Below are 13,902 nucleotides of genomic sequence, written 5' to 3'. Positions count from 1 at the left end.
TTTTGTCTTCTTCATATAGTGCTCAGCTAGATGTCCTTAAATTAACGGGTAACTGGCTGTTTTGCAATGCGCTCAGGTACGAGATCATTCTGGATGATGTCCTGATACGTCTCACGGCGTACCACTACATCCCCTTGACCGTCTTTGACAAACACAACTGCCGGACGACGAATCCGGTTGTAATTGCTTGCCATCGAGTAGTTGTACGCGCCTGTGCAAGCTACTGCGAGTAGATCGCCGCTTTGCACTTTAGGCAGGTCCAGATCCCAGATCAGCATATCGCCGCTCTCACAGCATTTACCAGCAACAGATACCGTTTCCTGAGCAGCCTCATTTGCACGGTTTGCTAATACAGCCTCATATTTGGATTCATACAGCGCTGGACGTGGATTGTCTGTCATTCCACCATCAACAGCTACGTATTTACGAACTCCTGGAATATCTTTGCTTGTTCCAACAGTGTAGAGCGTAGTTCCCGCTTCCCCTACGATGCTGCGGCCTGGTTCAACCCAGATCTCAGGCACGGCATAGCCGATTTGAGCAAAATGATTTTTCACCGCATCCGTGATGGCTTTCACGTATTGTGAAACTTCAAGCGGTGTATCTCCATCGATATAGCGGATACCGAAGCCACCGCCCAGATTAACCACTTTGAATGCCACGTTAAGACGCTCATACACATCTGCTGCAAACTCAGCAACGCGTTGAACTGCCATTTGGAAACCTTCAACTTCGAAAATTTGGGATCCGATGTGTGAATGCACACCGAGCAATACCAGATTTGACTGCTTGGAAGCCAATTCAATGGCTTCAAATGCCGTTCCGTTCCCGATATCGAATCCAAATTTGGAATCCGTTTGTCCTGTCGAGATATATTCATGCGTATGCGCTTCAACACCAGGCGTCACACGAAGCAAAATGTTAACTTTGCGATTTTTGTCTGCGGCTACAGCTTGCAGCAAGTGCAGTTCATTGAAGTTATCCACAACGAAGCAGCCAATCTCTGCATCAAGCGCCATTTCGATCTCTTCCAGCGTTTTGTTGTTACCGTGGAAATGAATGCGTTCTGCCGGGAAACCGGCTTGAAGTGCCGTGAACAATTCACCGTCGGATACAACATCCAAGGAAAGTCCTTCTTCCGCAGCAAGGGCACACATCGCCATTACGCAGAATGCTTTACTTGCATAAGCAACCTGGAAACCCAGGCCTGAAGCACGGAACGCTTCCATATACTCTCTGCAGCGCTCACGAACCAATTGCTCGTCCACAACATACAGGGGAGTTCCAAATTGTTCTTTCAAGTCGGTTGTATCGACTCCACCAATTTCCAGATGTCCCTGTGCATTTATTTTACTTGTACCATGTAAATACATAATCTGCATTCCTCACTTTTTTATATACTGGAACAGCTGTTATTCCAATGATTTTACACCAGTATATCAAATTAGAAAATGAGAAGAATGGATTTTTCGGCAGATCATTTGTGTTTTTTACTTTTTTGCAGTTCCCCGTCTGGATCACTGTCCATTTTGGTATTGTCACGCGTTTTGTTGATCGAAGGACGTTTTTTATTTTCCAACAGCGGCAAACGGAACAAAAAGTTACCCAAGGCCTTTGCATTAAACGGTATGAACGGCCAGAGATAAGAAGAGTTGTAGGAGCGATGCAAAGTGAGCGCCACGATAATGAACGTCGTCCCGACAACGAATCCGGGAACCTTGAATATCGCCACAGCAACGAGCAAAAACAATCTGACCAATCGATTAGCCAAACCAAGCTCATAACTGGGTGTTGCAAACATACCAATCGCGGCAATCGCCATGTAAAGTACCACTTCATTGACAAAATATCCTGTTTTTACGGCGATATCCCCGACTAAAATGGCCGCAATCAAACCCATGGCCGAAGCGAGTGGCGTCGGGGTATGGACTGCTGCCATCCGTAATAAATCCACTCCGAATTCAATAAGCAGGAACTGCAGAATCAGCGGAAGCTGGGCATTTTCATGAGGACCGATGAACTCCATTCCTGCTGGCTTAATGGCAGGGTCAATAACCATCAACAACCATAGCGGCAACAGGAAAAGCGAAATCAGAATGCCCCCAAATCGTACCCAGCGCAGATAGGTTCCCATAAAGGCGGTCTGTCTGTTCTCTTCCGCATGCTCACACAGGTCAAAAAAGGTCGTGGGCAGAATCATCACACTGGGTGAAGTATCTACAAAAACAACAACCCTTCCGTCCATCAAATGAGAAGCTGTCACATCCGGTCGTTCCGAATAACGAACCAACGGATACGGGTGCCAACCCTTGTTAATAATCGCTTCTTCAAGCTGTTTATCGGCAGCAGGGATGCCGTCGATATTTACTCGTTTGATTTTTTCACGAACGGAATCCACCTGAACCTTGTCCACGATATCGTCAATATATACAACACAGACATCCGTTTGCGATCTGCGTCCAACCTGCATAATTTCAAATTTTAATCCTGGGTCCCGTATTCTTCGGCGCACTAACGCCACGTTGGTCAGAAGTGTCTCCGTGAATCCGTCTCTTGAACCCCGCACCACTCTCTCCAGCGAAGGTTCCTCTGGGGAACGTACCGGATAGCTGCGGGTATCCATAATAATAACGGAACGATCCCCTTCGACAAACATGGCACTCATGCCTGTGAGGACCTTGTTGATGACGGCGCTCATTTTCTCCACTCGCTCAACTTGAATATGAGGAATGTAACATTCGAAATACGACTTCAGCGCATGTCCGGACACTTGCTCCGGTGTAAGATAGGTTAGCCTTTTTAACACTTCAAGCAGAATCTCATCCTTTGCAAACCCAGTCAGCAGCAACAATCCAACATGTTTGCCACCCAAGACCATTTCCCTCATATTCACATCAAAGGACTCTCCAAGTCCCAACACTTGCTGAAGCGTATATTTGTTATCACTCATGCGAGGGGATATATCGTCGTTTTCCTGCCAATATTCTACCGATTCCTCGATACTGTCAGACATTTCATTTTGCTTCTTCTTTTCGTAAGCCTTCTTTTCTTCTTCCTCCTGAATCTCATAAGGAGATTTATGCATCTTCTCTTCGGATGTTGCTTCGCTGGATTCATGCCCGTCGTTGTCCGATCTTACGTCCATTTCCCATCCTCCTTAGGCCTAACGTTTTAACGCTGGTATACAAAAAAGTCAAACAGGGAGCCCGTCATCTTCCCCAAAATCATAGCAAGCAACAATCCAAACAAATACGATTTCATGCCCAGTCGTTTTGCCAGCACTGGCAGTACATTCAGCACTTCAGTCAGTGCCGCAGCAAGCAGACCGATGAACACACCGCAAAACAGTCCGATGATCGGGCTCAGCAACAGCGCTCCGTGTACCTTCCAGTGCCAAAAATCCGCAACAGTACCGAGCAGCGAACCTCCGATCAAGGCCCCTTCATACCAATGGGTTTTGTCATAGGTTCGCGTAAGTTGAGCTAGTCTTGGGATCATATCAAGCACGAGAATAAGCGCAATCACACCGCTTCCTACAGCGATTCCCCCCGCAATGCCCAGCACAATGCTGATTGCTCCGTTAAGAACGCTCATTCGCATTCATCTCCCTGCGTTCCTCTTCATGCATACGTTCGGTTTCTTCAATCACTACATACTTGTCTACATTTTGCTGATATAGGAACATTTCCACTTCCAAAGGGGTAGGTTCTTCATTCCACTTTTTCTTGAATAAATGATTGAAGAACACAGCCATACCAAACCCGATCCCGAGAGAATACGCCACCTGAAACAGATACGGATGCTCATCCCGGCGGCCCGTAATCATTTCTACAATTCGAATTTGGACTTCCTGCATGTTTACGTCCGCATGAAAATTCATAATGGTCAATGCTGATCCAAAGAAAAGCAGCAGCCACACCAGGATGAACAGAGATTTGGAAGGCTTGCCACTTCCTACAACCACCTCAACAAGCGTATGACCCGATCCGATTAATTCAACGGTGACATCTGGCAAGGTTCGACGGATCTCGGGGATGATCTGCAATATATCAATGAGGATCAGATTGCCGTCCTCCGGTCCGGGGCGCAGCAGTTCAAGCTCACGCAGCCTTCCTTCTTGTTCTTCAGGAGAGGTGAGCAAGTGAGCTACATCTCCAAGCTTGACACTTCGGCCCCTTTGGATGCGAATACGGCTGCGCAAACGAACATAGACCGTTGGAGTGGGTGTCAGGGACATCCGAAACACTCCTTTACTGCGTAATTTAGGTTAGTATTTGAAGAATGTGCAAATTTATTACATTATGGTTGGAAAAAGGTTGTGTGGACCCTGCGGGCTCTTCGGGATGGATCGGCCAATGGTCGCTGTTGCTCGGGGGGAGGATACACGCAGACACTCCTACGGCAGACCAACCTTCTGATCGCTGTTGTCTCCAAATTCTTTTGATTGATTTCTAAATGTTAGAAATTTGGAGACAAAGGCGAACGCTTCGCTTCTTCAGGTCTAATCTGCCGCCTGCGTTGCTTGTGTGTATCCTTAGACGAGCCCTCACGCTTCGCTCCTTTGTCCGATTCCATCCCTCCGCTGCACGGGTCCCTTTTTTCCAAAGGGTTGCAATAAATGTGCAGGGAGGCGGTAGTAGGTGATTTTATAAGTTGGTTTAATTACAGCTTTTTCCTATTACATTTCTTTTTTGACTAACGAACACAAAAACAAAAAATAGCCGCTAATATAGCGACTTATTGAGATGAGAAAATCTTATGGATTGAATGGTAAGAAACTTGGGGATCAGGTATCTTTGGGAAAGCCTTACGCATCGTTGTCAGGACTTCCTGTGAAGATGTTATATTTGAAGAAGGAGTGATTTGGATTACTTCAATATCTTTGGGGAACGGGTGGAAATAACGCATATAAACAAAAACAAGAGTAGTGATCATCAGCAGGACGGATAACAATACTTTCATTTTTTTGTTCAATGTTCAATACCCTCCTTAATTCTCAACTCCACTTCTCTTCTGAACTTTAACGGGGTGATTTGCATGGTTTTACGAAACTGATTGATAAAATAGCTCGTGCTATTAAAACCAACTTCATAAGCAATCTCGGTAATGCTGCGTTCTTGGAGTTGCAACAGCTCCACACTCTTTTGGATGCGATAATCAATAACATACTGCATGGGTGTTGTCTTCAACATTTGCTTGAAATAACGGCAGGTTTCCGAGCGACTTAACTGACCCGCCCTCGCAATATCCTCCAATTTGATTGGTTCAGCGGAGTGCAGGTGAATCCATTCAACCATGTCCTTCATTCGCCTGCTTCTAATGATTTCGGTTGGATCATATTCAAGCGCGTATCCGCTTTTAATCAGATATTTCCATATCGTCAAAAGGCTTGAAGCCACATTCATTTCGTAAAATGGAGGCTGCTCATCCAAATCCTTTTTAACATGCCGGATGGCGTCGAGGACTTGAGCTCCCCAGGAAATTCCCCTTTTGATATGAAGATAAGGTAAATTGGTTGCTGAGATATAAGGATGAACATACTTCAAATATAACTCGGATGGCACAACAAAATGCGGAGAGACATTTAGACAAAGATAAATACAATTATCCTGCTTACCCCGTTCCTCTGCCATGTGCATGCAACCACTATTGATAAACAGCCCGTCGCCTTGCGGCACAATGATCTTTTGATCATTCACATAAAAAAGAGCTTCGCCCTTGACAACCAAGACAAACTGCAATTCATCATGCCAATGCAAAGGAATATGCCCGTGAACATTGCGTACAATTGTGGTTTCATAACACGCCACAGGCAATGTAACTGTACGATGCTCCGTCAGTTCCCTCCCGTTTTTATCAATTCCAAATTCTATCTTATGCATATTCTCTCATCTCAATATAATGATATTTATCTGTGCGATATTGATATTATTATAGCCTATTTCGTTTTAATATAGCACTATTCTTATATTTAAGGTGAGGGCGCTATTCATGAAAATATCTATTCAAAGATCTAGAAAATCAGGCCTATTCTTCGTTCTTACAGGTGCGATATGCTGGGGCATTGGCGGAACAGTTTCACAAAAACTGTTTCAACAATACGGAATTGAAGTCAACTGGTTCGTAACGGTTCGACTGCTGATTGCGGGTATACTGCTTCTGACGGTTCAATCCTTTACAACAAGGCGCTCGCAAATTTTCGATATGTGGAAGCAGAAAAAAACAGCCTTGCAGCTAATCATTTTCGGATTATTCGGGATGCTCGCTGTTCAATATACGTACATGGCGTCTATTCAACATGGCAACTCCGCAGTGGCGACACTACTTCAATATCTATCACCAGTCATGATCATAGTCTATATGATCTGGCGAAAACAGGCTGCTCTAAGCAGAAAGGATGTTGCATCAGCGATTCTGGCTCTGAGCGGGTGTTTTCTCCTGCTGACCAATGGTTCTCTCTCCCAATTGTCTGTGCCTTTACCCGCAGTATTGTGGGGGCTGTTATCCGGAGTTGCCGCTGCCTTCTATACCCTCTACGCCGTGAAACTGATTGAAAAGTTTGATTCACTTGTTGTGGTAGGCTGGGCAATGATTATCGGAGGCGCTGCGCTGAGTCTCATCCACCCACCGTGGAAAATGGACTTTGCTAGCTTGCGTTTGGAAACCTACGGATATTTGGCCTTTACCATTATTTTAGGGACAATGATTGCATTCTGGTTCTATATCGAAAGTTTAAAAAGCCTGTCAGCCAAAGAAACAAGTCTTATGGGAAGCGCGGAGCCGCTTGCTGCCGTTGGCACCACTGTTATCTGGTTGCATGAACCCTTCGGGATATTTCAATGGCTGGGGACCGCATGTATCATTGGATTGATATTATTGTTGCAGTCGAATCGCCCCAAATCCAATCCAGGTTAACGACAAATAACCTTCTTCGCATATTAATGCGCGATAGAAGGTTGTTAGTTGTCGTATATTGGTGGTTTAACACCCATATTGTTGTCAGCAATCCAAAATCACTGTGCGATCTGGTCGCGGATGGATTGAAGTATTTTTTTCTCCAGTCGTGACACCTGCACCTGGGATATACCCAGCCTGCTAGCGACCTCGGACTGGGTCTGATCCCGGTAATACCGGAGGTATACAATCAGCCGTTCCCTTTCGCTGAGACCGCCAATCGCTTCGTTTAGCGCAAGTTTGTCAAACCACCGTTCCTGAGACTCATCGGCAATCTGGTCCATTAGTGTAATCGGATCGCCGTCATTCTCAAACACCGTCTCATGTATGGAGGTCGGCGGTTTGTTGGCTTCCTGAGCAAATACAACTTCCTCTGGGGTTACCCCCAACTCCGCGGCTACTTCCTTAATCGTTGGAAGACGGTCGAGGTGTTTGGAGAGTTCATCCCTTTTTTTGCGGACTTTATTCGCCATTTCCTTGAGCGAACGACTGACCTTAAGCGTGCCGTCATCCCGCAGGAAGCGCTGAATTTCTCCGATAATCATAGGGACAGCATAGGTGGAGAATTTCACATCATAACTGAGATCGAATTTATCCACCGATTTGAGCAGCCCGATACAACCAATCTGGAACAGATCTTCCGGCTCATATCCCCTGTTCATAAAACGTTGTACGACGGACCAGACGAGTCTGATGTTGCAGTTCACCAGCGTATCCCGTGCGACATGGTCACCCGACTGACTGAGCGCAATCAGCCGTTTGACCTCGGCATCGTCCAAATAGGTCTGTGAAGACTGTTTCACTTCAGCATCCATAAGACTACCAACCCCTAATTATACAATGCTTTCTTGGATTCAATCCTTTTCTTCATCTTGATGGAGGTGCCTCTGCCGGGCTCACTGCTGACTTCGAATTCATCCATGAAGTTTTCCATAATGGTGAAGCCCATGCCCGAGCGCTCAAGTTCGGGTTTGGACGTATACAGCGGCTGTTTGGCAAGTTCAAGATCTTCGATGCCTTCACCACGGTCTTCCACAATGATGGTAATCATGTCATCCCGAATCTCGGCTTGAATGGACACGACACCTTCCGCATTGTTGTTGTATCCGTGGATGATGCTGTTCGTTACGGCTTCCGAAATGACCGTCTTCAGATCGCTAAGCTCGTCCATCGTAGGATCAAGCTGGGAGATGAAGGCAGCAACCGTCACCCGTGCGAACGATTCGTTCTCCGACTTGGCCGCGAATTGCAGATTCATGAAATTTGTCCCCATTCCTTCATTCATGAGACGACCTCCAGACCCGAGAGAGCAGTTCCCTCATTTTCGTAAATCGGCATAATCTTGAACAAACCTGACATTTCCAGCAAACGATACACTGGCGGATTGACATCACAGACAACCATCTTGCCGCCTTTATTCTTAATGAGCTTGTATCTACCCAAAATGACACCCAGACCCGAACTATCCATGAATTGCAGATCTTTCAGGCTAAGTACCAAATGCTCGCATTGTCTGCGCTGGATAGCTTCATCCATCTGCATCCGTACCATGTCAGCTGTATGGTGATCCAGCTCCCCGGATAATCGCACAATCAGAATCCCGCGGTGATGTTCCATTTCCACATGCAAGTTCACGTTTGCTCACTCTCCTCCCTGTCTTGAACAAGGATTTCTACGTTCCCGAAGGCTTTTCCTGCCCCCCGACAAAACTAGAAGAAAACCCCTAATTAACTACAAAATACGTTCAAAGGATGCACGCATCCTGCATAAATCGCCGTTTAATCGAACAGTTTGGAGGTTGTGCGTTTGAACAGCTTCCACCAGCCAGCCTTGTCCACACCCTGCGGAGCCTGAATGTCGAACTCCTTGATGACTTCATTGCCCTGGTAGACGACTAGTTTACCTACACTCTGACCTGCTTTGACCGGAGCTTTCACTTCTTTTGCCATCAGCAATTCATGACGGATCTCATCCGATTTCGCACCTTTGCGCATCAGAACACTATAATTTTGTGTTGCATTCAGCGGCAATTCGGCTACTTCACCTTTTTCAATTTTCAGACTTCCCAGCAGATCTCCTGACTTGTACAGGGCTTTCATCGTGTATTGCCCAAAAGCATAGTCAAACATCGAGGAAACTTCACTGTTCCGTGTTTTGGTATTGGGTTCTCCGAGTACTACCGCGACCGTACGAAGCCCATCCTTCATCGCTGTAGCCGAGAGACAAAACTTGGCTTCGGAAGTGTATCCTGTTTTCAACCCATCGGCACCGGAGTAGAAACGAACCAACTTGTTCGTATTCACCAGCCAGAATGGCTTCTCGCTATCTTTACGAAGGTAGTCCTGGTATGCACCGGTATATTTCGTAATCCCCGGATGCTTCAGCAGTTCACGGCTCATGACCGCAATGTCATGGGCCGAAGAATAATGGTTATCGACCGGCAGGCCGTTACAGTTGGAAAAATGAGTATCCTTCATTCCGAGTTCCTTCGCCCGCTCATTCATCAGTTGTACAAAGGCTTCCTCCGAACCGGCAATTTTCTCAGCCATCGCTACAGAGGCATCATTACCGGAAGCCATAGCAATGCCTTTTAACATATCGTCGACCGTCATCTCTTCCCCAGGTTCCAGAAAAATCTGTGATCCACCCATGGATGCGGCATATTCACTCGTTCTCACTTTATCCGTCAGCTTCAGCTTGCCAGAGTCGACCGCTTCAATGGTGAGCAGCATGGTCATAATCTTCGTAATGCTCGCCGGAGGCAGCTGATCATGACTGTTTTTTTCAAAAATGACCGTGCCCGTATCAGCATCCATCAAAATGGCGGAGCGTGCCGACGGGGCCAAATCGGTTCCCCCCGCTGCTTTGGGAGTTTCTTCAGCCAGCGCGGTTGATGCCATCAGGGGCAGCAGGATACAAAGGGTCATGAACGATGCCATTATTCGTTTCTTCACTAGGGTTACCTCCTCAAATGACTTGCTTACTGCATGTTCCATGCATGTACTGCTAATCATTGTCGGCCCGATTGAAGTAAATTATTCCATGTAAAGAATGATTTCCCGAACTTTTTATGTAATTCGTTTGAAACACAAAAAACGAGCCTGACACTCAATGGATGAGAAAGCTTGCCCGTTAAGGAAATAAAAAAAAGACAATCTGCCCCAATGAATCACATTAGGGTAGATCGCCTCTTCTTATTGATCAGTTACATTTGTGGAATAACAGCCAGCACAAGGGCCAGGAACGATTCACGAACACGTTCTGTCGTCTCCATAACCTCATCATGCGACAACGGCTGGTCCAGAATGCCGGCAGCCATGTTGCTGATACAGGAGATACCGAGTACTTCTATGCCGGCGTGGCGTGCCACGATGACTTCAGAAACGGTAGACATGCCGACAGCATCCGCACCCAGCGTACGCAGCATCACGATCTCAGCTGGTGTCTCGTAGTTTGGACCAAGCATACCTGCGTATACACCTTCACGTACATCAAAACCTTGTGACGCGGCTGTATCCTTCGCCAGCGCACGCAGACGGCGGCTGTACGCTTCGGACAGATCCGGGAAGCGCACACCCAGTGCGGAGTCATTCGGTCCGATTAATGGATTCTTGCCTGTGAGATTCAGATGATCCGAGATCATCATCAGGTCACCCGCCTCATAAGAGGTATTCACGCCACCTGCAGCGTTCGTTACGAGCAGCGAAGTTACGCCCAGCTCTTTCATAACACGTACCGGGAAGGCAGTCAGTTCCGGACCATATCCTTCGTACATGTGGAAACGACCTTTCATCATAACGACCGGACGGCCTTTGATGGTTCCCACCAGCAATTCGCCCTCATGTCCCTCTACTGTGGACACCGGAAAATGCGGAATATCCTGATAGGCGATGCTTACGCCATCTTCAATCAATTCTGCCAAAATGCCAAGTCCTGAACCTAAAATCAAACCGACTTCCGGTTTAATGGAACTTTTGCTTTGGATGTAAGATGCCGCTTCCAAAATCATCTGTTGGTTTAATGCTGTCATAAGATGTTCCCCCTTGAGTTGAAACGATCCGTCTGTATCCGCAAATGACATCAATGGAAACTACACGCTGAAATGATGCATTCGCTTATGTATAACGGCGTTTAAATGTATTCAATTTATTTTATCCTAAATCGGACTATTGTTCCGCATTTTTTTGCAAATTTGTATCCAAGTACAAACTATTTTGCCCGCGGATGATGAGATTCATATATCTCTTTCATCGTTTTGCGACCATGATGCCCATACTGTTGCCCAGGCTGCTCCACATGACCGAGCATGTCCTGTACCGCACGGGTATCTGCCCCACTGGCAATCAGGTGAGCAGCAAAGGAATGACGCAGCGTATGTGGTGTGATTTCACCCGAGATTCCTGCATCCATCGCTGCTTTTTTGAGCAGCTTCCAGAAGCCTTGCCGGGTTAATCGTCTACCGGATACGTTGACAAAGAGAGCCTGCTCGTCCGTCTCATTTTTGATTAGCAGGTTACGGTACTCGTTCACATAAACACTTGCCCACTCTGCTGCAGGCGCACCGATTGGCAAAATTCGTTCTTTACCGGCACCTCCACAGCGGATAAAGCGCATGCCTGGCTGTACGTCCCGCACATCCAGTGCAATCAGTTCGGATACACGAATGCCTGTCGCATATAATAACTCCAGCATGGCCCGGTCTCGCACCCCTTGCGGTGAACGGGTATCGGGGGACGCGAGCAGCAATTCGATCTCTTGGATGGTTAACACCTGCGGTGGTGTCTTGTCTGCTTTTGGAGCCTCCACATCAAACGTAGGGTCCTGTAATATGTCACCACGCCGCATCAAAAAATGAAAATAGGAGCGCAGGGATACGACGCTGCGGGCAATGGTTGCATTCGCACGTCCTGCCTGTTTCTGCTGACCTACAAACAGGATAACATGCGTCCGGCGCACCTGCTCCGCTTCCCGGATACCGTATTCTTTATCCGCAAATTCGATGAACTTGTCCACGTCCCGAAGATACGATTCCAGCGTGCTGCTCGACATCCCTTTATCCTCTTCCAAGTATAAGGCATAGGCGTGTATCGTCTGCTTCATGCACAACGCTCCTCATCTGACAGGACTGCCACACGGGCAACCTGCTTCCGTATTTGCATCCCTGGCTGTCCAGCTACTCTCCGTACCAATAGAATAAACGGAGACGCTCTGCCATTGTAGGACGTCCTTCCCCGTTACTTGGCCAAACCGTTTCCTGAAATACTTTAACCGCATTTCCTGTTGGCATCTGATATTGGTCCACAGGTGAGACCCATCCGTTGAACAAATCCAGGACATGATAGAACAGATAAACTAATGCAGCAAAAAATACGATAAATCGAATAAAACGGAGCCCTCTCCGCAGCGATATAATCATGGGTTGTACCCCTTTCTGGTTCGAATCCGACTCGTCTAGAATCAGGGTATGTTAACGAACACAGGAATATGACATTCAGGGTTAACCTCACATCACACGCTGGACCAAAAAAGCTCTCCCGTCAAAACCGCCGGTGAGAGCTTGAAGATATGCTATGTTATTCTTCATCTTTGGGCTTCTGGTCATTTTTAGCTTTGCAACGGTAACAAATCCCATGGAAATCCAGTCGGTGATCTACTACCGAAAAGTTAAATTCCCGCTCCAGTCGCTCTTCAAGTGGTCCAAGCCAGTCTTCACGTATTTCATCCATACTTCCGCATTGAACACAGATTAAGTGATGATGGTGATGCTTGGATGTATCTCCGCGTAGATCATAACGCGCTACACCGTCGCCGAAGTTGATTTTCTCTACAACATGCAGCTCACTCAGCAGTTCGAGGGTACGGTACACGGTTGCGAGACCGATTTCGGGAGCCTTTTCTTTCACGAGCATGAATACGTCTTCTGCGCTCAGATGATCTTCTTCATTCTCAAGAAGTACTCTTAAGGTGGCTTCCCGCTGGGGCGTTAATTTATATCCTTGGGACTGTAGTTGCTGCTTAATTTTATCGATCCGTGCTTCCATTTTCTCCCTCCCCCTAGGAAATCACTGCACACTGCAACTTAACCCACTTCTTTCATTATAGGGGGAGTACATAATTAAAGTCAACATTTTACACTATCACGCGCAAAGCTAAGCGGGTAGTAGCATCGGTGTGACCCAGCGCATCATCGCAGGTGTAACCCATGTTTCAAATGACGCAACCCCTAACAGCAGTGCTGCCATAACGAGAGTTAACACCATATATGAAGCAAAAGGCCTCTGACGACCTGGCGTCCGCTGCATCAGAACACGGTTCCGAATAATATATAAGGAAAAGGTCATGGCTGACACACTGCAAATGAGCAGTACCGGAATCACGAATAAATTATGAGGCGCAACGGAAACCAGGGCAAATAACAGCCCTTTCCATGAATACTGTCCGACAAGGTAACCCACTGTAAAACCAATGAGCACCCCTTTCAGAAAATCCAGAACCAATATGCCCGGCAGGCCGATGACCGATAAACCCAGAATGAAGATCAGGCCAACCCACTTTAGATGAAGCATAGCAATGTCCCAATAGGTTCCGGTCTCAGTCACCTGTCCGCTGTGCTGTACCGTCATGAAGAAGTTACCGAGGTAGCCCTCCAGATCCTGGCGTTGTTCAAGGGATAGGGCATTAACCATCAGGGCGCCAAAAATGACACCCACCAGAAACAAGACAGCCACGAATACATATAAAGAGGTTTGGCCTTTGAATGTGAAGTAGGCAGAACGCATACAGGTACGAGTCCCCTTTCCGGTTATCATGCTGCAAGGATGTCAAGTGAAATCCTCATAGTCATTCTTATGAACCGGAATGCACACGTATGACTTCTTGTCCAGATTCAGATCTCTTCTCCATGACAAAATGCCATTCCCGTACCAATGATGCTAACTCACTTTATTC

16 protein-coding genes are annotated in these 13,902 nt (G+C 46.9%); 1 reads left to right on the top strand and 15 read right to left on the bottom strand.

What is annotated here, in order from left to right; genetic code table 11:
- Window positions 1-41: 41 nt before the first annotated feature.
- The 6 genes from lysA to gpAD87_RS05780 form a co-directional block, all read right to left on the bottom strand.
- A complete protein-coding gene (gene lysA / locus gpAD87_RS05805) occupies window positions 42-1,373 on the bottom strand; it encodes a diaminopimelate decarboxylase (RefSeq protein WP_063565739.1) in 1,332 nt (443 codons plus the stop codon).
- Window positions 1,374-1,477: 104 nt separating this feature from the next.
- Window positions 1,478-3,085, bottom strand: a complete 1,608-nt coding sequence (locus gpAD87_RS05800; protein ID WP_063565767.1) for a spore germination protein — start codon at window positions 3,083-3,085, stop codon at window positions 1,478-1,480.
- 86 nt (window positions 3,086-3,171) lie between these two features.
- The gene (locus gpAD87_RS05795) at window positions 3,172-3,594 is read right to left on the bottom strand and encodes a stage V sporulation protein AB (protein ID WP_063565738.1); all 423 of its coding nucleotides are present in this window, start codon (window positions 3,592-3,594) and stop codon (window positions 3,172-3,174) included.
- Window positions 3,581-4,237: a stage V sporulation protein AA gene (locus gpAD87_RS05790; RefSeq protein WP_064636804.1), complete on the bottom strand. Its 657-nt coding sequence runs from the start codon at window positions 4,235-4,237 to the stop codon at window positions 3,581-3,583. Before gpAD87_RS05790 ends, gpAD87_RS05795 begins: the two co-directional genes overlap by 14 nt.
- A 500-nt stretch (window positions 4,238-4,737) precedes the next feature.
- Window positions 4,738-4,974: a hypothetical protein gene (locus gpAD87_RS05785; protein ID WP_064636803.1), complete on the bottom strand. Its 237-nt coding sequence runs from the start codon at window positions 4,972-4,974 to the stop codon at window positions 4,738-4,740.
- Window positions 4,971-5,882: an AraC family transcriptional regulator gene (locus gpAD87_RS05780; RefSeq protein ID WP_064636801.1), complete on the bottom strand. Its 912-nt coding sequence runs from the start codon at window positions 5,880-5,882 to the stop codon at window positions 4,971-4,973. The genes gpAD87_RS05785 and gpAD87_RS05780 overlap by 4 nt, the downstream gene beginning before the upstream one ends.
- Window positions 5,883-5,991: 109 nt before the next feature.
- On the opposite strand from gpAD87_RS05780, the gene gpAD87_RS05775 reads away from it, so the two are divergent.
- Window positions 5,992-6,915 (top strand): EamA family transporter, encoded by a 924-nt coding sequence (locus gpAD87_RS05775; RefSeq protein ID WP_064636799.1) that lies wholly within the window; start codon window positions 5,992-5,994, stop codon window positions 6,913-6,915.
- 98 nt (window positions 6,916-7,013) lie between these two features.
- On the opposite strand, the gene sigF is transcribed toward gpAD87_RS05775, so the two are convergent.
- From sigF to spoIIM, 9 genes are all read right to left on the bottom strand, one after another.
- The gene (gene sigF, locus gpAD87_RS05770; protein ID WP_024630954.1) at window positions 7,014-7,769 is read right to left on the bottom strand and encodes an RNA polymerase sporulation sigma factor SigF; all 756 of its coding nucleotides are present in this window, start codon (window positions 7,767-7,769) and stop codon (window positions 7,014-7,016) included.
- A 14-nt stretch (window positions 7,770-7,783) separates the two neighbouring features.
- Complete coding sequence (gene spoIIAB, locus gpAD87_RS05765; protein ID WP_064636797.1) at window positions 7,784-8,239, bottom strand: anti-sigma F factor; 456 nt, start codon at window positions 8,237-8,239, stop codon at window positions 7,784-7,786.
- Window positions 8,236-8,589 (bottom strand): anti-sigma F factor antagonist, encoded by a 354-nt coding sequence (gene spoIIAA / locus gpAD87_RS05760; protein WP_036663380.1) that lies wholly within the window; start codon window positions 8,587-8,589, stop codon window positions 8,236-8,238. Before spoIIAA ends, spoIIAB begins: the two co-directional genes overlap by 4 nt.
- Window positions 8,590-8,732: 143 nt before the next feature.
- Window positions 8,733-9,854, bottom strand: a complete 1,122-nt coding sequence (locus tag gpAD87_RS05755) for a D-alanyl-D-alanine carboxypeptidase family protein (RefSeq protein ID WP_231952730.1) — start codon at window positions 9,852-9,854, stop codon at window positions 8,733-8,735.
- Between the two features lie 305 nt (window positions 9,855-10,159).
- Window positions 10,160-10,984, bottom strand: a complete 825-nt coding sequence (locus gpAD87_RS05750) for a purine-nucleoside phosphorylase (RefSeq protein WP_064636795.1) — start codon at window positions 10,982-10,984, stop codon at window positions 10,160-10,162.
- 179 nt (window positions 10,985-11,163) lie between these two features.
- Window positions 11,164-12,054 carry a tyrosine recombinase gene (locus gpAD87_RS05745; protein ID WP_064636791.1) on the bottom strand — a complete coding sequence of 297 codons (891 nt, stop codon included), beginning with the start codon at window positions 12,052-12,054 and terminating at the stop codon, window positions 11,164-11,166.
- Between the two features lie 73 nt (window positions 12,055-12,127).
- On the bottom strand, window positions 12,128-12,370 hold the full coding sequence (locus gpAD87_RS05740; RefSeq protein WP_064636789.1) for a DUF4227 family protein: 243 nt from the start codon (window positions 12,368-12,370) through the stop codon (window positions 12,128-12,130).
- 157 nt (window positions 12,371-12,527) lie between these two features.
- Window positions 12,528-12,995: a ferric iron uptake transcriptional regulator gene (fur, locus tag gpAD87_RS05735; protein ID WP_063565729.1), complete on the bottom strand. Its 468-nt coding sequence runs from the start codon at window positions 12,993-12,995 to the stop codon at window positions 12,528-12,530.
- 108 nt (window positions 12,996-13,103) lie between these two features.
- A complete protein-coding gene (gene spoIIM / locus gpAD87_RS05730; protein WP_063565728.1) occupies window positions 13,104-13,733 on the bottom strand; it encodes a stage II sporulation protein M in 630 nt (209 codons plus the stop codon).
- Window positions 13,734-13,902 lie beyond the last annotated feature (169 nt).

It is taken from the genome of Paenibacillus sp. AD87 (assembly GCF_001659845.1).
In the GTDB taxonomy this organism is placed as follows: Bacteria; Bacillota; Bacilli; order Paenibacillales; family Paenibacillaceae; genus Paenibacillus; species Paenibacillus marchantiae.
The sequence above is the reverse complement of the archived record's forward strand: the minus strand, read 5'-3'. Positions and strand labels throughout refer to the sequence as shown.